This window comes from Rhodococcus sp. 4CII, assembly GCF_014256275.1.
In the GTDB taxonomy this organism is placed as follows: domain Bacteria; phylum Actinomycetota; class Actinomycetes; order Mycobacteriales; family Mycobacteriaceae; genus Rhodococcus_F; species Rhodococcus_F wratislaviensis_A.
In genome coordinates, this window is sequence record NZ_JACCFE010000002.1 from 4,844,479 (window position 1) to 4,864,139 (window position 19,661).

Genomic DNA, 19,661 nt, shown 5'->3' on the forward strand with positions numbered 1-19,661 from the left:
ATGAGAATTACGAGGCAGCCTGGGCGAGCTGCAGGTGGAGCGGAGTAAACGACGCGGCGGCGTCGAACCATCCGCTGTGGGGGTCGTCGAGACAGCCATTCCACGCCGTGCTGCCCGAGGCGGCACCCAGATCGTGGAAGGTGCTGCGGTAGAACAGCAGTGGGTCCTTCGTCGGGTCCACGGACGCATCGACGATCTCGCCGATGAAGATGACGTGGTCGCCACCGTCGTAGGACGCCCACGGCGAGCACGTCAGTGTGGCCGCGTTGCCGGACAGTGCGGGGGCTATCCCCGCGGAGTCCCACGCGGGTTCCGTCCGCTGCGGTTTGCCGGCGAAGTGCATGGCGGTGTCGAGCTGATCGGCGGCCAGAATGTTTACCGCGAACGGCGCGCCGTCCAGGTAGCTGCACGCTTTCGACTTGCGGGTCAACGTCACCTGGCACAGCCGAGGCTCGATCGAGATGGCCGTGAACGCGGTGACTGTCGCCCCGTGCGGCTCGCCGTCGGCATTAGCGCACGTGATGACGGTGACGCCGCTGGCGAACTGGCCGAAAATGTTACGCAGAGTGCGCTGGTCCATTTCTCCTGACCGCCTTTCTGCACGATTCGTGCGATAACCCCCTGCGATGGGGACCTGCACAACGTATGACGGGCATCACAGTCCGTCGATCCGCATTGCGAAACCGCGATCCGGAACGCGAAACGGGTTTCCCGGACGGCGGTCGCGGGTGCTTGCAGTGACGCGAGTCACAGGCGATGCTAGGGTCGGGAGTTGCCCATGCGCGGTCGTTGCGCGAGGTGAGAGGTCTGGGACGACGCATGCGAGGACAGCTGGAAGGTCCCGGGTTCACCGACTGGGACGAGGTTCACGAGGTGGTCGCGGACGCCTACTTCCCCCACGAGCTGCGTCCGCTGTCCCGGGACACGGCGGCGCGGTCGTCGCTGGAGTCGTCCCAGGTGGGGGCGTCCAGGCTCGCCCGGATCGGTTTCGGGGCGCCCGTGTCGATCGAGTCCGACCACCCCGGTGCGTACGGCATCAACATCCCTCTGGCCGGCCGCATCGTGTCCGTTACCGGCGGCACGGAGGTGACCTCGACGCCGGGGCTGGCGACCATCTGCCCGCCCGACACCCGGACCGTGATCACGAACTGGAGTAGCACGTGCGAGATCATCGGTTTCAAGGTGGACCGGGACTACCTGCAGCGGGAAATGGACCGTGTCCTCGCCCGGCCGGGGCAGGTGCTGCCGCGGCAACTCGACCTGCGGTCCGGCTCCGGGGCCGAGTGGCTCCGGTTCGTGCGTTCCATCGCCGACCAGGCGTTGCACGACAGCAGTCTCCTGCGCAGTGGCCAGGTGTCGCAGCAACTGTGCGGCGCCCTGACCACCGCGCTCGTGCTCACCGCGATGCCGGAGGACGACACGGGCACTCCGGGTATCCGCCCGCGCATCGTCAAGCGCGTCATCGACGCCATCCACGAGGACCCTGCACGTCCCTGGACCGCCGGCGAGATGGCCGAACTCGTCGGCGTCAGCGTCCGCCGCATGCAGCAGGGCTTCCGCGAATACGTGGGCATGACGCCGACGGAATTCCTCGTCGACGTCCGTCTCGAGCGCGTTCACGCAGACCTGATCGGAAGCGGTTCCTGTACAACCATTTCCGAGGTGGCAACCCGCTGGGGAATCATGCACACCGGCAGATTCGCCGCCGCCTACCGCCGCAAGTACGGCGTGACCCCCTCCGAATCACTGCGCGACCGCGGGCTCTGATCAGTCGGACGGAGAGTCTCGGCAAGAGCGCGCACAGCAGACCTCGTGCGATAGCTACGTCACTCGTAGGTCTCGGTCTTCCGCTGCCCAAGTTCGACTTACCGGTGTGCTCATGAATCTCGCGGTGCCGAGACGGTCGGGCCATCGGTGTTCGCCTCCAGAACGTGTCGGACCCCCGCGGTAGTATTCGCGCATGAGTTCGACTGGGGGGTCGGTGAAAAGCCACGTGGCGCAGCATCTGTCGATGCTCGCTGCCGCGGTCGACGGGCTCCTCGATGCGGGGTTGACGGAATTGTCGGACGGTGAGGTAGTCGACGTGATGCGCGGGGTGGAGCAGTCGCTTCGCCGAGCGGATGCCCTCTCGCACCGGCTGATCGTGGAGAGTGTGGAGCGCTCGGTCCCGGCGAGTCTGGGTTACAACTCACCGAAGAAGATGCTGATCGACGTGCTCCGGATCTCGGCGGCGGACGCGTCCGCCCGTGTCACCGCGGCCCGCGAGCTGGGGGTGTGGCACAACCTGTCCGGTGACCCGATGCCGCCGGTGTTACCGGAAACCGCTGCAGCGCAGCGTGACGGCGACATCGGTGTGGGCCATGCGCGCGCGGTCGCGAAGGTGATGCGCAAGATCCCCCACGCCGTGGGCAACGAGGCGCTCGCCGACGCGGAGGCGGTGCTGGCCCGTCTCGCCCGGGACGGCACCCCGGAGGACGTGGAGCAGGCCGGGCACCGGTTGCTGGCATATCTGAATCCGGACGGGAACCTCGGCGACGACCGTGACCGGAAACGCCGGCGGGGTATCTCGATCGGGCGGCAAGACACCGAACTGATGTCGAAAATCTCCGGGGAACTCGACCCTGTCGCGCGGGCGCTGCTCGATCCGATTCTCGCCAAATGGGCCCGGCCGGGGATGAACAACCCGGACGATCCCGCGTCGCCGACCGGCGACGCCGAAGACCCGTCGGTCGATCGAGAGGTGTTGGCGGCGGCGGCCGCCCGCGATACCCGCACCGCGGCGCAACGTCATCACGACGCGTTCAGCGCGATGTTCCGCGTACTGCTCGCCTCGGGCGTGCTCGGCCGGCACCGGGGACTGCCGACCACCGTGATCGTCACGATGACGCTCGAACAATTGGAACGAGCGATCGGCGGTCGCGCCACGACGGCGACAGGCGGACTACTCCCGATCGAGGACGCCTTGGCCCTGGCCGAGGACGCGCATCCGGTGCTCGCGCTGTTCGACCATGCGGGTCGTCCGCTGCACCTGGGGCGACGGCGCCGTCTGGCCGGCGCCGATCAGCGCCTCGCCCTGATCGCGGCAGACGCGGGCTGCACCCGGCCCGGGTGCGCAGCACCGGCGAGTCTGTGTGCGGTGCACCATGTCACGGACTGGCACAAGGGTGGGCGCACCGACATCGACAGCCTGGCCCTGGTGTGCGACGCCTGCCATGCCCAGGTCAACGACGGCCCGGCCGGGTGGACGACGAGATCCGCGCCAGAACATTCCGCGCACCCGGGCCGGACCGAATGGATCCCGCCACCGCACATCGACCCCACCCGAAGACCGCGTGTCAACCACCGACATCACCCCGGTGAGTTGATCGAGCAAGCGCGGTCAGCCCCCGTCACCCACAGTCCACCAACAGGTGCCGCGGACCCCGCAGCACCGGATTGGGCCGGTAGGGCGGCGGGTCCTCGACGAGGCGCGGATTCGGGAGACGGCGGATGAGTTCGGTCAGCGCCATCTGCCCTTCGAGGCGGGCGAGCGGGGCGCCGAAGCAACTGTGGATGCCGCTGCCCAAACCGACGTGCTGGTTGTCCTTGCGGTCGGGGACGAACCGGTCGGCGTCGTCGAAGCGTTCGGGATCACGATTGGCCGACGCCAAGGCGAGGACGAGCGGTGAACCCTTCGGGACGGTGACGCCGTCGATGTCGATGTCGACGATCGGTGTCCGCTGGCCCAGCAGATGCACGGGCGGTTCGAACCGGAGCAGCTCCTCGACGGCGTGCGGCATCAGCTCGGGCTCGGCGCGAAGTCGTTCGAGCGCTTCCGGATTGCGGAGCAACGTCAGCATGCCGTTGGTGATGAGATTGACGGTCGTCTCGTGCCCGGCGATGAACAGCAGGATGGAGTTCGTGACCAACTCGACGGTATCCAACTGGCCGTCGGGACTCGAATCGTTCGCCAGACCCGACAGCATGTCGTCCCCGGGATTGCGGCGTCGCTCCTCGATGAGACCGGCCATGAACATGGCCATCTCCATCTGCGCCTTCTGTGCCGCCTCCGCGCGCGGATTGCCACCGGCGTTGTGCCGCGGGTCGATGGACGCCACCAACTCGTCGGCCCACGCGTGGAAGCGGGGTTCCTCCTCATGTGGCACCCCGAGAAGCCGGCAGATGACGGACACCGGGAACGGGTAGGCGAAGTCGTCGACGACGTCGATGCGCTCCTTGCCGTCGAGGCCGTCGACGAGCTCCGTTACGAGGGTGGCGAGTTCGCCGCGCATGGAGTCGATTCGGTGGGGGCTGTGCGGTGGACCGAATTGACGGGTCGTCAGCCGTCGCAGCCGATCATGCTCGGGCGGATCGAGTTTGAGGAAGGAATCCGGTGCGTTGCTCGCCCGATCCGCACCGGGAAGTCCCGCACCCCGGTTGTGCAGATCGGAGCTGATCCGCGGATCGTGAAGCAGCGCCATGACGTCGTAGTACCGGCCGACGAGGTACGAGCCGTCGTCCTGAGGCGCTACCCGGGTCTCCCGGAGTTCCTCGTACAGCGGATACGGATTCGGCCTGCTCGCCTGGTCGGTGATCCGCTGGAACAGCTGCGCACGCGACATGGACACTCTCCCTGTTACTTCGGTAGCGAGACGAACTCGACGCGGCGTTCGGTGGGCAGGTGACCGGTCACCGCGACGGTGGGTCCGTGGCTGAGCACCGCCGGATCCGGCAACTCGGACGCGCGGACCTCGAACGGCTCGGTCCGGTCCATGACATCGAATTCGGGTGGGAACGCCGCCGCCGACTCGATCAGTCCGCGGTAGAAATCGAGCCATTTGCCCTGGTTGAACGCCACGGCCGCGGTGACGCGACCCCGGAAGCCGTATGCTGCGACGAACCGCCGGTCCGCGACGGAGCCCTGCGTGATCACCACCTGATCGGAGTAGGTGGGGATGCCGACAGATTTGATGTTGACGCCGAACTGGCTGGACCAGAACGCCGGAATCTCGAGGTGTGGCCGCCGCCGGAGACCCTCGTGCATCATGTTGTGCGCCGCCACCTCGGCCTGACCGATGGCGTTGCCCCAGTGTTCCAGTGCCAGCAGCTGATAGTCGTAGAGCGGATGAGGCTGTCGCGCAACGTCACCGGCGACGAAGACGTTATCGGTGACGATGCCGTTGATGTCGAACGCACGGCAGCCGGCGTCGCACGTCACTCCGCGGGGCCCCGCGGCCAGACCGGATCCCGCCAGCCAATCGGTGTTGCGGATGCTGCCCTGCGCGACGATGGCGACATCGACGTCGAGTGTGGTCCCGTCCGACAGGTGCGCGCGGGACAGTCGCCCGCTGCCGTCGCCGTCGAGCCCGGTCACCGTGACGCCGGTGCGCAGGTCGACGCCGTGGTCGCGCTGCATCTCGGCCGCGACCGACGCCACCACCCCGCCGAGCGCACCGACCAGCGGCGCCGGACCTCGCTCGGTGACCGTCACGGACAGTCCGCGTTCCCGGCATACCGACGCGATCTCCGATCCGGTGAACCCGGCGCCGATCACCAGGACGTGGCGCGGCCCGGCCGACAGTCGCTCGTTGAGCGCCCTGGAGTCGTCACACGTCCGGATGGTGAAAACCCCGTCGAGCGCCGCCTCCGACGAGTTCGCCCACGGCCTGGCCCGGACGCCGGTGGCGATCAGTACCTTGTCGAATTCGACGACGGCGCCGTCGCTCAGCACCACCGCGTTGTTCTCCAGGTCGAGGGTGGTGGCCCGGACGCCGAGTCGCCATTTCGCGTCGAGGTCGAAACGGTACGGCAGCGCCGCGTGGTCGGGCGGCATGATCCCGAGGAGCACGGCCTTCGACAGGGGCGGCCGGTCGTAGGGCTCGTAGGGTTCGTCGCCGATCAGGGTCAGCGACCCGTCGAAGCCGAGCCCACGCAGTGCCTCCGCGGCGCGCAGTCCCGCGAGCGACGCTCCGACGATGACGATCCGCACGTCACTGCTCATCGCGTCGGTCGGGGAGGTCGGTTGTGATGGCGTGCACCGGGCAGGCAGCGGCGGCCTGGGAGACACGGTCGCGTTCGTCGTCCGCGGGGCCGGCGTCGTAGAGAAGGGCCTCTTCCCCGTGCAGGGTGAAGACGTCGGGTGCGAGGAACACGCACTGCGCGTACCCCTGGCACCGATTGAGGTCGACGACGAGTTTCACGTCAATCATCCCGATTCTGAACAGTTCTGGTCACGGGTCCACAGGGACTACGCGGCGCACGGCCGTCCAATCGCGTCGGGTGGAGAATTCCGCCCGGTGGCCAGTATTCCGGAATGGCCGGTCTGTTCGGATTCGATCCGCGGATCTGGAGTCATTCAGAAATGTGATCCCGCGGGCTACCTACTCCCGGGTAGAACTTCGCGGTAGTAACGGGAGTTACAAACATCTCGACGCGCTTCGTATCCTGCTGCCGATAAACAACTTTCGGACACGGTCTCTATTCGGCGACACAGACGCCGGGATCGTGATGTGATGTGGCTACAAGTGACCGGCAACGCCCAGTGGCGACACCTCAGAGGCGGAATATTGACGCTCGAAGCTCACCGCGACACCCGCGCGACACGGCATCTGTCCGCATTGGACTCTGCGATTCAATTCCTGACCACCGCGCGCGGAAGCTCGTACAGCGCGGATCAGGCCTTCGACGAACTACTCGACTCCTCCATGCGACATCAGGTCGATGTCGGGGATCTGGCGGAAGCACTCGCCGACCTTGCGGACGGTGTCCACCCCGAAGCCGACGACCACCGACGGGCACGGGACGTGGCCGCACGCGAGTGGGGAGCCCTCCTGCCCTAGCCGGCGCAGTCGATGCATGTCAGCGCGGCGGGTAGCGCATCGAGCCGGGCTTCCGAGATCGGCCGCCCGCACCGGATACACAGGCCGTACGTCCCGCTGTCGAGTCGCTGTTGCGCCGCCGTCAGGTCCTCGACCTCGCGCCGGGCGCCGGCGAGCAGCGCCGACACCTGGGCCCGTTCGAACGCGATCGTCGAGCCCTCCGGGTCGTGTTCGTCGTCGTCCGTCGTATATTCCGATCCCTCCACGATCGCGGAGAAACGGCCGGTCAGCGACACAATGCGACGCTCGGCGTCGGCTCGCTCCTCGGCGATGCGGATGCGAGGCTCCAGTGCGGTCATGTTCCCTTCAACGTCGGCCGCTGCCCGGTGCTTCCCCAGAGAATCCGCTCGATCGATCCGTTGCTGCGTCCCGCAACCCGCTGGCACGTATTTCTCCCAGTTCTTCGAGATCGGCGCCGTGGAACTCCACGACCCGATCGAGGCGACCGGGCCGTTCGTGGCCCACTCGACTCGTTTCCTCATCGACGCCCGGAAACGCGGTCGGCTCAGCCCATCGTCTTCGCGCCGTCGAGGGCCTCCCGGATGATGTCGGCGTGACCGGCGTGCTGGGCAGTTTCCCCGATGATGTGGAGCAGCACCCGGCGCGCCGACCAGCGTGACCCGGGTTCGAACCACGGCGCGGGCGGCAACGGATGCGAGATGTCCAGGTCGGGCAACGAGGCCACGATCTCGTCGGTGCGGTGCGCGATGTGTGCGTAGCGGTCGAGGACGCCGGCCAGCGTCTCGTCGCCGCGCAGAGTGAATTCCTTTTCTCGGTTGTCGGTTCCGGTGCCGTCGACGGGGCCACCGCGCACCGCGTCGGTGCCGCGCACGATGAAATCGGCCCACACCCGCTCGGTGTCCGACACGTGCTTGACGAGTCCGCCGAGGCACAGTTCGCTCGCCGTCGTGCGCTGCGCGGCCTGTTCGTCGGTGAGGTCGCGGACGGTGTAGCGGAGGAAGTGGCGATGTTTCGCCAGCGATTCCAGCAAGTCGGCGCGCTCGCCGGTAGTCGACGTTTTCGCGGTTGAGGTCACGGTGATCACCTGCTTCGGCCGGTCCGATGGTGCCGCATTCGACCGTAGTGGTCAGTCGCCGTGTGCAGTGACGAATCCGGTCGCGCGGCCGTGGGTGTCGAGTTCCCACCCCATCCGCTTGCGGGACCGGAGCGTCACCGACGAGTCGATGATCTCCAGGCTGGGTGCGCGGCTCTCCAGCCATTCCTGCACCCGCAGCAGGTCGGGCAGCGAGGGCACCCACATGCTGACGAGGAAGTTCGCGGGTCCGGTGAGCGACATACACAACCTCAGTTCGGGGCGGGTGTTGACGATTTCGACCACCTCCCGGTGCGCGCGCACGGGCAGTCGGCACCACCAGGTGACGGTGATCGGCCACCGCGTCGCGTCCTGGGCGACGTCGCACCGCAGAACCACCGCGCGGGAGCGCAACAGTCCCGCGAGTTGCCGGCGGACCGACGAGGCGGGCCGGTCGATGACCGAGGCGATCTCCCGCGCCGACGCCCGGCCGTTCCGGGTGAGTTCGCGGACGAGCGCGCGCGCCACTTCGTCCGTCAGACTCTCCGGCCGAGCCGACCCGGACTGCGGCGGGGTGCTCTCGAGCGCGGCGACCGCCGCCGACTGGGCGGTGTCCAGGGAATCCAGTCGCCAGCGACTGCCCTCCGCATGGAGTGCCGTGCAGGTGTGGGTCCGGGTCGAACGGATGCTCGGGTGGCCCGGCAACTCTTCGAGGACGAGGTCGGATAATTCGTGCAGAGACCCCGTCTGGACCGTCAGGATGAGGTCCCGGCCCCGGGCCGCGTGCTCGATCGACGCCACGCGCGGGTCCTGGGTGAGCGCCTCGACCAGCGGTCTGGTGCCGATGAGGTCGCAGGTCACCTCGATCATGGCCGTGAACGCACCCGCGCCCGTCATCGGCGCGGCGTACGCGGTGATCCAGGCCAGTCCGCGTTCGGTGATCGACTCCCACCGCCTGGCGAGAGTGGCGGACGTCGTCCGCAGGATCGGGGCCAGCTCGGCCCACGTCGCGCGGGGGCGGATCTGCAAGGCATGAATGAGCGAAAGCTCGGATTCTGTCAGCATTTCAGTCATCAAAGGCCTTTCGGGTCCGTTCGGATGATCGTTTTCGACGATCTCGGTCGTCCGTCACTTCGCGCATCACAGCATATGACCACCGCCGCATTCGGCTCTGAACGTGACCACCGACATAAGGAGAGCAATGGATCTCGTGGACGACGCCCGCGCGCTACAAGGCGACCTCGTGCAGTTGCGCCGTGTGCTGCACCGCGAACCGGAGGTCGGACTGGACCTGCCGCGCACACAGGAGACGGTCCTCGCGGCGTTGGCCGGATTGCCGTTCGAGATCGCGACGGGAACCCGCACGACGTCCGTGACCGCGGTGCTCCGCGGCGGCCGGCGTCCGGTCGGCGCCGCGCCGACCGTGCTGCTGCGCGCGGACATGGACGGACTCCCGGTGACCGAACAGACCGGCCTCGACTTCGCAGCGCAGAACGGCGCCATGCACGGATGCGGGCACGACATGCACACCGCAGCGCTGGTCGGCGCCGCGCAACTGCTCAGCCGCCACCGCGACCATCTGGCGGGTGACGTCGTGCTGATGTTCCAGCCTGGGGAGGAAGGGTGGGACGGTGCCAAGGTGATGGTCGACGAGGGGGTCCTCGACGCCTCGGGACGCCGCGCGGACACCGCCTACGGCATGCACGTGTTCTCCTGCCAGAAGCCTCGGGGTCGGTTCTTCTCCAAGGCGGGCACGCTGCTCGCGGCGTCGTACAAGCTGACGGTCACGGTCCGCGGGGCGGGCGGACACGGGTCGTCCCCGTCGACGGCGCGTGATCCGATCACCGCGATGGCGGAGATGATCACGTCGCTGCAGACCATGGTGACCCGAACCTTCGACGTCTTCGACCCGGTCGTCGTCACGGTGGCGAACGTGCAGGCCGGTTCGCGGCACAACATCATCCCCGATGACGCGCGGTTCGAGGCGACCGTCCGGTGTTATTCGCCCGCCACCTACGAGAAGGTGCCTGCCGCGCTGCGGCGGGTGCTCGAGGGAGTGGCGTCCGCGCAGCGTGTCGACGTCGACGTAACCGTGGATCCCGAGTTCCCGATGACCGTCAACGACGGCAACGAGGTCGCGTTCGGTGCCGAGGTCGTCAGCGACCTCATGGGCGAGGACCGATACGAGACGGTCACACATCCGATGGCGGGATCCGAGGACTTCTCCTACGTGCTGCAGGAAGTGCCCGGCGCCTTCATCGGGCTCGGTGCGTGCATGCCGGGTACCGACCCCGCGGCCGCCCCCATGAACCATTCGCCCCGAGCGCAATTCGACGACGCGGTGCTCGCCGACGCGGCCGCCATCTACGCCGGACTGGCCGTGCGCAGGCTCGACAAGGCCGGCGCCGACGACGCTCCTCTCGACATGGCCGCAGCAGCGGCGGGAAGTGACGCACGATGACCGAGATCGCCACCGACAGCGGGTCCGTGAACGCCGGACCGCACACCGGCCTGCCGAGATCCGAGCGCTGGGAGAAGGCCCGGGCGATCGTCGGGGTGGGCACCGGCAACGGGATCGAGTACTTCGACTGGACCGTCTACGCGACGTTCGCCGCGTTCTTCGCCCCGCAGTTCTTCCACACCGGCTCACCGGTCTCCGACCTGCTCGCGTCGTTCGGTGTCTTCGCCGTCGGATTCGTCGCCCGGCCGTTCGGCGGTCTGCTGTTCGGCTGGCTGTCGGACCGGCGGGGGCGCAAACTGTCGATGACGCTCGCCGTGGGACTGGCCGCGGTCGGCAGCCTGGTCATCGGTCTGACCCCGACCCATCAGACGATCGGCGTCGCCGCGGCGGTCGTCCTCGTCCTGGCGCGGCTCGCGCAGGGCGTCGCGCACGGCGGCGAGTTGCCGTCCGCGCAGACCTACATCGTGGAATTCGCGCCGACGGCGCGGCGCGGACTCTGGTCCAGTCTCATCTACATCTCCAACACCACCGGTGTCGTCGTCGGCACGTTGCTCGGCGCCCTGCTCACGACGACGCTGACCGCGGAGCAGATGGCCGACTGGGGCTGGCGGGTGCCGTTCCTGCTGGGCGGCGTACTCGGCCTGTTCGTGCTGTGGATGCGGTCCCGGATGAGTGAGACCGAGGTCTACGAGGAGTCGGGCGACGAGACCGCGAAGCAGTCGATGTGGCAGCTGTTCGTGGCGCACCGGCGGCAGGTGTTCCAGATCCTGTTCTTCACGGTCGGCGGCACCGTCGTCTACTACGTGTGGGCGGTGTCGGCGCCGGCGTACGCGATCGCCGTCCGCGGCATAGATCCGTCCGGGGCACTCTGGGCGGGGGTCGGCGCGAACCTCGTACTGATTGCGTCGCTGCCGTTCTGGGGCGCCGTGTCGGACCGGATCGGACGCAAACCGGTGCTGTACATCGGGAACTTCGGCATCGCGGCCCTGCTGTTTCCGCTCAACGCCATGATCGGGCACAGCGCGCTCACCCTGTTCGTCGCGATGGCGATCGCCCTCTTCGTGATGGGTGCGATCCTGTCGGTCATGCCCGCGATGATGGCCGAACTCTTCCCCACCGGGTTGCGCGCCGCCGGTGTCGGAGTGCCGTACTCGATCGGTGTCGCGGCGTTCGGCGGGACCGCGGCGTACGTCCAGACGTTCTTCGCCGACCGCGGTTCACCGGAACTGTTCCAGTGGTACGCGCTCGCGCTCCTCGCGGTCTCGACCGTCGCGCTGGTCACGATTCCGGAAACCAGGGGACGGGATCTCGCCTCCCGGCAGTAGCCCAATTGAGTGGCAAAGCGTGCTCCGGTGCGCTTTGCCGCTCACGTGGGGGTGACGCTCTATGTTGAAGCGGTGAAGACACACTCGGTGCTGACGACGCGAGCCGTGGCCGGCATCGCGATCGCCTCCCTGATGGTGGCCGGCACGTGCCTCGCCGCCCCGACCGCGTTCGCCGACGACGCCGACCGCTCGGCGGGCAGCGTCGTCGAGGTCGAACCGCTGCCCACGGGCCTCTGGCTTCCCGGCACCGCCGACGCGCAACGAATCACCTACTGGTCGATCGGATCCGACGGCAACCCCGCCCTCAGCAGCGGCGCGGTGTACGTGCCGCCGGGGGAGCCGCCCGCCGGGGGATGGCCGGTGGTCGCGTGGGCGCACGGCACGTCCGGCCTCGCGGACGACTGCGCACCCTCGCTCGTCGGACCGGCCCTCCCCGAGCGCGACTACCCGTACCTGGGACGCTGGCTCGAGCAGGGCTACGCCGTCGTCTCCACCGACTACGTCGGCCTCGGCACACCCGGTGTGATGCCGTACCTCGACGGAAAGGTCGAGGCGCACAGCGTCGTCGATTCCGTGAAGGCCGCCCGGGCCGTCGACGGGGCGCTGTCGAACAAGTGGGTGGTGGTCGGGCAGTCGCAGGGCGGCGGCGCCGCGATCACCACCGCCCGGTACGCCACCGAGTACGGCGGCGATTCGCTGGACTACCGCGGGGCCGTGGGAACGGGTGTTCCCGCGAACATCGAGCTGACGTTGCTGCCGCTCGGTCCGGGCGTGCCGCCCACGGCGATCCCCGCCGGACTCACCTCGTACCTGTTCTACATCCTCGCGGGACTGCGGTCGGCGCGCCCCGAGATCGACCTCGACTCGTACCTCACACCGCTGGGCGAGCACTATGTGAACGCGGCGGAACAGCTGTGCGTCAACGAACTTCACGACGCCGCGGAAGGGGTGGTGGTCGGTGACCTGTTCAGTAGGCCGCTGAACCAGGTCCCCAACCTCCACGGGCTGCTGGTGGACTACATGGGCGTCCCGACGAGCGGCTACGACCGTCCGCTGTTCATCGGGCAGGGCCTCACCGACGTCGACGTGCCCGCGCCGTCGGCGTTTTCCCTGGTCGCGGCGCTGACCGCCAATGGCGAACCGGTGACGTTCAAGACGTATCCCACCGACCACAGCGGCACGCTCATCGATTCGCAGGCCGACACGATCCCCTTCGTGCGGGGGCTGTTCGCCTGAGTGCAAACGAGCACTGTCCGGAATCCGGACAGTTGCCCGTCGCGACTCCCGGGCACTATGGCGTGGGTCACACTGTGTGGGTACGTTCGGGTGTGGGTGGTGCGCCGGTGCACGACCGAACCGAGCGCGGCGAGGAGTCGAGGTTGGAGTTTGGCGGCATGACCGGACAGTCGGCGATGCGTCCGGAGATCGCGTTGTCCTGGAAGCGCTCGGCGCTCAGCGGGCTGGAACCGAGTTCGACGCCGGACGATGATCCCTGCCCCGACCTGGACAAGTCCAGCCGGCTCCTGCAGGCGGCACGGCCGGTCCTCGACGAGATGGAACAGCAACTCCAGGGCACCGGTTTCTGCGTGCTGCTCGCCGACCGCGACTGTCGCATCGTCGCCCGCCTCTTCGACGGCCGCAAACTCGAGCGAATGATCGACGCCGCCGGTGCGGTGCTCGGCTCACGGTTCGGCGAGGACTGCGTCGGGACCACCGCGCTGGGAACGCCGCTGGAGGTCCGGCGCGGCGTCGTGATCCACGGTGAGGAGCACTACCTCGAACGGTTCAAGGACCTCAGCTGCTACGGCCACCCCATCGTCCATCCGGTGACGCGCCGCGTGGAGGGCATCCTCGACATGACGGGCGTCGCGTCGCGGGCCAACCCGCTGTTCGCCCCGTTCCTCGCTCGTGCCGCGAGCGACATCGAACGACGCCTCCTCGAAGGGTCGAGGGTGTCGCAGCAGCGGCTCGTGGACGCGTTCCAGCGGGTGTCGCCGCAGAACCAGATGGCGGTCACCGCGATCGGTGAGGACATCCTCCTCAGCAACCGGGTCGCGCTCGACCTCCTCCAGGTGTCAGACCACGCGACGTTGCGGGGGCTCGCCGCGGACCTTCGCCCGGACCAGTCGAAGACGGTGCGAATCGAATTGTCCTCGGGCGAACCGGCGTTGGTTCGCGCCGACTACGTGGCGGGCACCGACGGAGGGGCTGTGTTCGTCGTGCGCCCGGACCGCCGCACCAGCACCCCGATCCGGCGGGGCAAGGCGCCGTCGAGTTCCGTCGTCGAGCGCAGCAGATCGGAGTTGGCGCGGCTGCGTGAGACCCGGGACGCGGTGGTGATCAGCGGCGAACCGGGAACCGGCAGGACCACCGCGGTCCGGGATCTGGCGAGCGACCGGTCTCTCGTCTGCATGGACGCGGCCGCGATCGCACTCGACGGCGCCGAGGCGTGGGTCGACCGTCTGCTGGCGCTGGCGGCGGGGCCCGCTGCCGTCCTGGCGATCGAAGAAGTGCAACTGCTGCCGGAATCGATGTTGCCGCTGGTCGTGAAGCTTCTCGCGGCGGAGTCGGGGCCGCGGATCGTGATGACGAGTTCGCCTCTCGCCGACCTGTCGCCGGGGGCGGCCGGTCTGGTCGGCCGCTGCGCCGGGCAGGTCGTGCTGCCACCACTGCGCCAGCGCACCCGCGAGTTCGCGGACCTCGCGCAGGCGGTCCTCGATTCGATCGAGCCGGGCCTCAGGCTCACGGCGAGCGCGCTCGACGCGCTGATCGCCCGAGACTGGCCGGGCAACCTCGCGGAACTGTCGGTCGTGCTGGCGGCGGCCGCGGGCAGGCGCACCAGCGCGCGCATCGCCGTCGCCGATCTGCCCGACCTCTACCGGACGCTGACGCGGGTGTCCCGGCTGGCGGGTCGTGAACGCGCCGAACGCCAGGCCATCGTCGACGCACTGCAGGAATGCGGCGGCAACAAGGTGCACGCCGCGGCGGCGCTGGGCATCAGCCGAAGCACGCTGTATGTCCGGATGCGTGCCCTCGAAATTAGCGTCTAGCAGCAGTTTCCTTCCCCGAAGTTCAACCGTCCGGAGGTGTCCGAAGTCAGGACAGTTAGTGATATGGCAACCAGTGCACTATGAGCCACGTCACATTCACAACTTCGGAGGTTTTGATGACAGCGACGATCGAACCCAGCCAGGCGGAACTCCTGCCGTCGGTACGGAACTTCCTGTCCGGCACCAAGCGTTTCCTCGTCGGCGGGCAGTGGGTGGAATCGGCTAGCGGCGAGACGTTCGAGACGATCGACCCCGCCACCGGGCAGGTGCTGACCACCGTCGCACGCGGTGGCGCCGAGGACGTCGACCGCGCAGTCCGGGCCGCCCGCACGGCATTCGACGAGGGCCCGTGGTCCACCATGAAGCCCAACGAACGCGAACGCCTGATCTGGCGCGTCGGCGACATCCTCTCCGAGCGGGCCGACGAATTCGGTCAGCTCGAGGCGCTGGACAACGGCAAGTCTGCGGGCATCGCCGCGGCCGTCGACGTCGCGTGGTCGGCCGACATCTTCCGCTACTTCGCAGGCTGGGCCACCAAGATCGAGGGCAGCACGGTCAACGTGAGCATGCCGTTCGTCCCCGGCGGCCAATTCCACGCGTACACGCTGCGGGAGCCCGTCGGCGTCTGCGGGCTCATCGTTCCCTGGAACTTCCCGCTGCTCATGGCCGCGTTCAAGCTCGCACCCGCGCTCGCCGCCGGCAACACCGTGATCCTCAAGCCCGCGGAGCAGACGCCGCTCACCGCGCTCCTGCTCGGCGAGGTGTTCGAGGAGGCCGGCTTCCCGCCCGGCGTCGTCAACATCGTCACCGGCTACGGAGACGCGGGCGCCGCACTGTCGGCTCACGACGACGTCGACAAGATCGCGTTCACCGGCTCCACCGAGGTGGGGAAGAAGATCGTCGACGCCGCCCGCGGCAACCTGAAGAAGGTGTCGCTCGAACTCGGCGGCAAGAGCGCCAACGTCGTGTTCGCGGACGCCGACTTCGATGCCGCCGTCACCGGGTCCCTCAACGCCTGGCTGTTCAACCACGGCCAGTGCTGCGTCGCAGGCACCCGGATGTTCGTCGAGGACAGCATCTTCGACGACTTCACTGCTGCCGTCGCCGAAGCCGCCAGTCAGGTGAAGATCGGCCCCGGACTCGATCCCACCACCCAGCTCGGACCGCTGGTGTCCCAGGAGCAGCTCGACAAGGTCACCGGCTACCTGGCAGCCGGACTCGCCGACGGCGCCCGCGCCCTCACCGGCGGAAAGCGATGGGGCGACACCGGCTTCTACGTCGAGCCCACGGTATTCGTGGACGTCAAGCCCGAGTTCAGCATCGTCGAGGAGGAAATCTTCGGCCCCGTCGTCGCAGCGCTCCCGTTCAACGCGGAGGAAGGAGTCGCGAAGGCCGCGAACAGCAGCATCTACGGTCTCGCCGCCGGAATCTGGACCAAGGACCTGTCCAAGGCGCACCTCACCGCCCGCCAGCTCAAGGCCGGTTCGGTGTGGATCAACCAGTACAACGGGTTCGACACCGCCATGCCGTTCGGCGGATACAAGCAGTCCGGATGGGGACGTGAGCTCGGGGCCACCGCCATCGACCTCTACACCCAGACCAAAGCCGTCAACATCGCACTCTGACCGTCACTCGACATCGTCACTCGAAGAGGAGAAGACATGAAGACCAAAGCAGCGGTTCTGCTCGAAGCCGGCAAGCCGTTCGAGATCATGGAACTCGAACTGGACGGCCCGGGGCCCGGCGAAGTGCTCATCAAGTACGTCGCGGCAGGCCTGTGCCACTCGGACCTGCACCTCACCGACGGCGATCTGCCGCCGCGTTACCCCATCGTCGGTGGGCACGAGGGGTCGGGCATCATCGAGGAAGTCGGCCCCGGTGTCACCAAGGTGAAGCCCGGCGACCACGTGGTCTGCAGCTTCATCCCGAACTGCGGGACGTGTCGCTACTGCGCCACCGGTCGCCAGAACCTGTGTGACATGGGTGCCACCATCCTCGAGGGTTCGATGCCCGACGGCTCCTTCCGGTTCCACTCGGGCAAGGACGATTTCGGTGCCATGTGCATGCTCGGCACGTTCTCGGAGCGGGCCACCATCTCGCAGCACTCGGTGGTGAAGGTGGACGACTGGCTGCCGCTGGAGACCGCCGTCCTCGTCGGCTGCGGTGTGCCGTCCGGCTGGGGCACCGCGGTGTACGCCGGCGGAGTCCGCGCCGGTGACACCGTCATCATCTACGGCATCGGCGGACTCGGCATCAACGCCGTGCAGGGAGCGGTCAGTGCCGGCGCCAAGTACGTCGTGGTGGTGGACCCGGTGGCGATGAAGCGGGAGGCCGCACTGAAGTTCGGTGCCACCCACGCGTTCGCCGACGCCGCCGAGGCTGCCGCGAAGGTCAACGAACTGACCTGGGGACAGGGCGCCGACCAGGCACTCATCCTGGTCGGGACCGTCGACGAAGAGGTGGTCCAGAACGCGACCGCAGTCATCGGCAAGGGCGGCACCGTCGTCATCACCGGACTCGCCGACCCCGCCAAGCTCACCGTGCACGTGTCGGGTACCGATCTCACCCTGAATCAGAAGACGATCAAGGGCACGTTGTTCGGCTCGGCCAACCCGCAGTACGACATCGTCCGCCTGCTGCGCCTGTACGACGCGGGTCAGCTCAAGCTCGACGAGCTGATCACCACCAAGTACACGCTCGAGCAGGTGAACGAGGGTTACCAGGATCTGCGGGACGGAAAGAACCTGCGCGGTGTGATCGTCCACGCGTAGGCGGCTTCGCCGCCCGTGCGCCTTTCTGGTTGTGCTAGCTACCGGAAAGGTGCACGGGCGCGGAGCGCCACTCGTCGGCGAGCAGGTCGTACGTCTTCAACCAGGACGCGGTGTCCTCGGCATGGGACGCGACGATCAGTTCGTCGGCCTGTGCGTGCTCGGCGAACTCGTCGAGGTACGCCTTGACCTCGCCGGGGGTGCCGACGGCCGAATAGCGCACCATCTGCGCGACCTGCTGACCCGCGGGCGACGTCATGATGAGGTCGACCTCCTCGGGGGTGAACTTCTGCCCGCGGCCGACCATCTGCACCACCCGCCGCCGCAGGGACGCCTCGAACTGCCGGTGCGCGTCCTCGGTGGTGTCGGCGGCGATCGCGTTGACGCCGGCGATCACGTACGGCTCGGACAGGTCCTCGGACGGTTCGAAGCGCTCCCGGTACAGCGTGACGGCGTCGACGAGCGAGTCGGGGGAGAAGTGGGACGCGTTGGCGTAGGGGAGGCCGAGTTTCGCGGCGAGCTGCGCGCCGAACAGCGAGGACCCGAGGATGTAGAGGGGAACGTTCGTGCCCTTGCCGGGAATCGCGTCGACGCCGGGAACCCGTGACACGCCTCGGAGGTAGGCCTGGAGTTCCAGCACGTCCTGCGGGAACCGGTCCGCGGACGCCGGGTCGCGGCGCAGCGCGTACATCGTCTTCTGGTCGCTGCCGGGGGCGCGGCCGAGTCCCAGGTCGATGCGGCCGGGGTGCAGCGTCGCGAGGGTGCCGAACTGTTCGGCGATCGTCAGCGGCGCGTGGTTGGGCAGCATGATGCCGCCGGCGCCGAGCCGGATGCTGTCCGTGTGCGCGGCGACGTGCGCGATGAGGACGCTCGTCGCGGAGGAGCCGATCGACGGCATGTTGTGGTGTTCCGCGTACCAGATGCGGCGGTATCCGCGGGTCTCCGCGAGTTGCGCCAGTTTCACGCTGGCCTCGAAACTGTCGCGTGCGGTGTCGCCCTCGCGGATGTAGGCCAGATCCAGAATCGACAGAACAGCACTCACGGGCTTCTTCACCTTTCGTCACCGAGGCGCGAGAGGTTGGCCACGCGCACTACCTCCGGGTGTAACCGCAGAGGTAGTGCGCGTATTCCGGGACTCTCAGGCGTCGACGAGTGGTCGCAACGTGCGCCCGGTCAGCTCGACGATTCCGGGTTCGTGCCCGTTGGCGACGAGATTGAGGACGATGCCGTCGATTCCCGCGTCGAGGACCCGGGTCTTCAGCTGCTCGGCGACCTCGTCGGGCGCACCGCAGAACTGCCGGTCGGTGGCGGCGGCGCGTTCCTCGTCCGACACCGTCGACAGGTCGACACCCTGCGTGAGCAGGAAGTCGCGCTGCAGTTGCCGGGCGCGGTCGCCGTCCTCGTCGATGATGACGAACGCGAGATAACTGGTTTCCAGCGTGGACCGGTCGCGGCCGATCTCCGAACACCGCGCGTCGAGCGCTTCCAGCTTGCGCGGCAACTCGCTCGTGTTGCAGATGATGTTCAGGTGATCGGCGAACCGGGCGGCGAGACCGAACGTCTTCTTCTCGCCGCCACCACCGAGCATGATCGGCAGGTCGTCGCGGATTCGCGGCTCGTTGATCGCGTTCTCGACGTGATACCACTTGCCGTCGAACGTCGGACGTTCCCCGTGCAGCATCGGCGCGATGATCTGCAGTGCCTCGTCGAGGCGCTCGAATCGGTCGGTGAACGTGCCGAACTCGTAACCGAACTGCTTGTGTTCGAGTTCGAACCAGCCTGCTCCGATTCCCAGGACCGCCCGGCCGCCGCTGGCGACGTCGAGCGTGGTCACCGTCTTGGCGAGCATCGGCGGATTGCGGTAGGTGTTGCCGGTGACCAGTGCGGACAGCTGGATCTTCTCGGTGGCCGTGGCGAGGGCGCCGAGGGTGGTGTACGCCTCGAGCATCGGTTCGTCAGGCGCGCCGAGACCCGGCAATTGGTAGAAGTGGTCCATCACGAACGCGGTGTCGAATCCCGCGGATTCGGCTTCCTTCGCCTGCGCGATGACAGTGGGAAAGAGTTCCGTGACGGGAGTGGAGTAACTGAAATTCGGCATCTGGTATCCAAGGCGAATGGTCACCCGTTCGACGCTACTCGGATGGCGGCCGGGGTACCTCCCCAATTT

General features: G+C 67.9%; 18 protein-coding genes. 9 read left to right on the forward strand and 9 right to left on the reverse strand.

Features of this window, described 5'->3' with window-relative positions:
- Positions 1-7 precede the first annotated feature (7 nt).
- Positions 8-580 carry a flavin reductase family protein gene (locus H0B43_RS23140; protein WP_185725814.1) on the reverse strand — a complete coding sequence of 191 codons (573 nt, stop codon included), beginning with the start codon at positions 578-580 and terminating at the stop codon, positions 8-10.
- Positions 581-819: 239 nt separating this feature from the next.
- On the opposite strand from H0B43_RS23140, the gene H0B43_RS23145 reads away from it, so the two are divergent.
- Positions 820-1,767, forward strand: coding sequence for an AraC family transcriptional regulator (locus H0B43_RS23145; RefSeq protein WP_185725813.1), 948 nt, complete (start codon positions 820-822; stop codon positions 1,765-1,767).
- 193 nt (positions 1,768-1,960) lie between these two features.
- A complete protein-coding gene (locus H0B43_RS23150; protein WP_252189721.1) occupies positions 1,961-3,493 on the forward strand; it encodes an HNH endonuclease signature motif containing protein in 1,533 nt (510 codons plus the stop codon).
- On the opposite strand, the gene H0B43_RS23155 is transcribed toward H0B43_RS23150, so the two are convergent.
- The 3 genes from H0B43_RS23155 to H0B43_RS23165 are packed head-to-tail and all read right to left on the reverse strand — an operon-like array spanning position 3,390 to position 6,188.
- Positions 3,390-4,601 (reverse strand): cytochrome P450, encoded by a 1,212-nt coding sequence (locus H0B43_RS23155; protein ID WP_185725812.1) that lies wholly within the window; start codon positions 4,599-4,601, stop codon positions 3,390-3,392. The genes H0B43_RS23150 and H0B43_RS23155 overlap by 104 nt on opposite strands.
- A gap of 14 nt (positions 4,602-4,615) precedes the next feature.
- Positions 4,616-5,980: an NAD(P)/FAD-dependent oxidoreductase gene (locus H0B43_RS23160; RefSeq protein ID WP_185725811.1), complete on the reverse strand. Its 1,365-nt coding sequence runs from the start codon at positions 5,978-5,980 to the stop codon at positions 4,616-4,618.
- On the reverse strand, positions 5,970-6,188 hold the full coding sequence (locus H0B43_RS23165; RefSeq protein WP_185725810.1) for a ferredoxin: 219 nt from the start codon (positions 6,186-6,188) through the stop codon (positions 5,970-5,972). Before H0B43_RS23165 ends, H0B43_RS23160 begins: the two co-directional genes overlap by 11 nt.
- Before the next feature lie 357 nt (positions 6,189-6,545).
- On the opposite strand from H0B43_RS23165, the gene H0B43_RS23170 reads away from it, so the two are divergent.
- Positions 6,546-6,818 carry an ANTAR domain-containing protein gene (locus H0B43_RS23170; protein ID WP_185725809.1) on the forward strand — a complete coding sequence of 91 codons (273 nt, stop codon included), beginning with the start codon at positions 6,546-6,548 and terminating at the stop codon, positions 6,816-6,818.
- On the opposite strand, the gene H0B43_RS23175 is transcribed toward H0B43_RS23170, so the two are convergent.
- From H0B43_RS23175 to H0B43_RS23185, 3 genes are all read right to left on the reverse strand, one after another.
- Entirely contained in the window at positions 6,815-7,156 is a 342-nt protein-coding gene (locus H0B43_RS23175) for a TraR/DksA C4-type zinc finger protein (protein ID WP_185725808.1), read from the reverse strand. The genes H0B43_RS23170 and H0B43_RS23175 overlap by 4 nt on opposite strands.
- A gap of 206 nt (positions 7,157-7,362) precedes the next feature.
- Entirely contained in the window at positions 7,363-7,902 is a 540-nt protein-coding gene (locus tag H0B43_RS23180; protein WP_185725807.1) for a DinB family protein, read from the reverse strand.
- 42 nt (positions 7,903-7,944) lie between these two features.
- Positions 7,945-8,964 carry an Lrp/AsnC family transcriptional regulator gene (locus tag H0B43_RS23185; protein ID WP_185725806.1) on the reverse strand — a complete coding sequence of 340 codons (1,020 nt, stop codon included), beginning with the start codon at positions 8,962-8,964 and terminating at the stop codon, positions 7,945-7,947.
- A gap of 127 nt (positions 8,965-9,091) precedes the next feature.
- Here H0B43_RS23185 and H0B43_RS23190 point away from each other — a divergent pair, with 127 nt between their 5' ends.
- The 6 genes from H0B43_RS23190 (at position 9,092) to H0B43_RS23215 (ending at position 17,497) form a co-directional block, all read left to right on the forward strand.
- Positions 9,092-10,351: a M20 family metallopeptidase gene (locus H0B43_RS23190; RefSeq protein ID WP_185725805.1), complete on the forward strand. Its 1,260-nt coding sequence runs from the start codon at positions 9,092-9,094 to the stop codon at positions 10,349-10,351.
- A complete protein-coding gene (locus H0B43_RS23195) occupies positions 10,348-11,676 on the forward strand; it encodes an MFS transporter (RefSeq protein WP_185725804.1) in 1,329 nt (442 codons plus the stop codon). Before H0B43_RS23190 ends, H0B43_RS23195 begins: the two co-directional genes overlap by 4 nt.
- Before the next feature lie 132 nt (positions 11,677-11,808).
- A complete protein-coding gene (locus tag H0B43_RS23200; RefSeq protein WP_185729825.1) occupies positions 11,809-12,912 on the forward strand; it encodes a S9 family peptidase in 1,104 nt (367 codons plus the stop codon).
- A 158-nt stretch (positions 12,913-13,070) separates the two neighbouring features.
- Positions 13,071-14,726 carry a sigma-54-dependent Fis family transcriptional regulator gene (locus H0B43_RS23205; protein ID WP_185725803.1) on the forward strand — a complete coding sequence of 552 codons (1,656 nt, stop codon included), beginning with the start codon at positions 13,071-13,073 and terminating at the stop codon, positions 14,724-14,726.
- A 116-nt stretch (positions 14,727-14,842) separates the two neighbouring features.
- Positions 14,843-16,351, forward strand: coding sequence for an aldehyde dehydrogenase family protein (locus H0B43_RS23210; RefSeq protein ID WP_185725802.1), 1,509 nt, complete (start codon positions 14,843-14,845; stop codon positions 16,349-16,351).
- 36 nt (positions 16,352-16,387) lie between these two features.
- Complete coding sequence (locus tag H0B43_RS23215) at positions 16,388-17,497, forward strand: NDMA-dependent alcohol dehydrogenase (RefSeq protein WP_185725801.1); 1,110 nt, start codon at positions 16,388-16,390, stop codon at positions 17,495-17,497.
- Positions 17,498-17,531: 34 nt separating this feature from the next.
- On the opposite strand, the gene H0B43_RS23220 is transcribed toward H0B43_RS23215, so the two are convergent.
- Positions 17,532-18,536: an LLM class flavin-dependent oxidoreductase gene (locus H0B43_RS23220; RefSeq protein WP_185725800.1), complete on the reverse strand. Its 1,005-nt coding sequence runs from the start codon at positions 18,534-18,536 to the stop codon at positions 17,532-17,534.
- 96 nt (positions 18,537-18,632) lie between these two features.
- Positions 18,633-19,616 carry an LLM class F420-dependent oxidoreductase gene (locus H0B43_RS23225; protein ID WP_185725799.1) on the reverse strand — a complete coding sequence of 328 codons (984 nt, stop codon included), beginning with the start codon at positions 19,614-19,616 and terminating at the stop codon, positions 18,633-18,635.
- Between the last annotated feature and the right edge of the window lie 45 nt (positions 19,617-19,661).

Coding starts and splice junctions, on each gene's coding strand:
- H0B43_RS23210 (WP_185725802.1), top strand. CDS start 14,843: ATGACAGCGACGATCGAACCCAGCCAGGCGGAACTCCTGCCGTCGGTA.
- H0B43_RS23185 (WP_185725806.1), bottom strand. CDS start 8,964: ATGACTGAAATGCTGACAGAATCCGAGCTTTCGCTCATTCATGCCTTG.
- H0B43_RS23205 (WP_185725803.1), top strand. CDS start 13,071: ATGACCGGACAGTCGGCGATGCGTCCGGAGATCGCGTTGTCCTGGAAG.
- H0B43_RS23165 (WP_185725810.1), bottom strand. CDS start 6,188: ATGATTGACGTGAAACTCGTCGTCGACCTCAATCGGTGCCAGGGGTAC.
- H0B43_RS23175 (WP_185725808.1), bottom strand. CDS start 7,156: ATGACCGCACTGGAGCCTCGCATCCGCATCGCCGAGGAGCGAGCCGAC.
- H0B43_RS23190 (WP_185725805.1), top strand. CDS start 9,092: ATGGATCTCGTGGACGACGCCCGCGCGCTACAAGGCGACCTCGTGCAG.
- H0B43_RS23140 (WP_185725814.1), bottom strand. CDS start 580: ATGGACCAGCGCACTCTGCGTAACATTTTCGGCCAGTTCGCCAGCGGC.
- H0B43_RS23215 (WP_185725801.1), top strand. CDS start 16,388: ATGAAGACCAAAGCAGCGGTTCTGCTCGAAGCCGGCAAGCCGTTCGAG.
- H0B43_RS23155 (WP_185725812.1), bottom strand. CDS start 4,601: ATGTCGCGTGCGCAGCTGTTCCAGCGGATCACCGACCAGGCGAGCAGG.
- H0B43_RS23150 (WP_252189721.1), top strand. CDS start 1,961: ATGAGTTCGACTGGGGGGTCGGTGAAAAGCCACGTGGCGCAGCATCTG.
- H0B43_RS23200 (WP_185729825.1), top strand. CDS start 11,809: ATGGTGGCCGGCACGTGCCTCGCCGCCCCGACCGCGTTCGCCGACGAC.
- H0B43_RS23160 (WP_185725811.1), bottom strand. CDS start 5,980: ATGAGCAGTGACGTGCGGATCGTCATCGTCGGAGCGTCGCTCGCGGGA.
- H0B43_RS23195 (WP_185725804.1), top strand. CDS start 10,348: ATGACCGAGATCGCCACCGACAGCGGGTCCGTGAACGCCGGACCGCAC.
- H0B43_RS23145 (WP_185725813.1), top strand. CDS start 820: ATGCGAGGACAGCTGGAAGGTCCCGGGTTCACCGACTGGGACGAGGTT.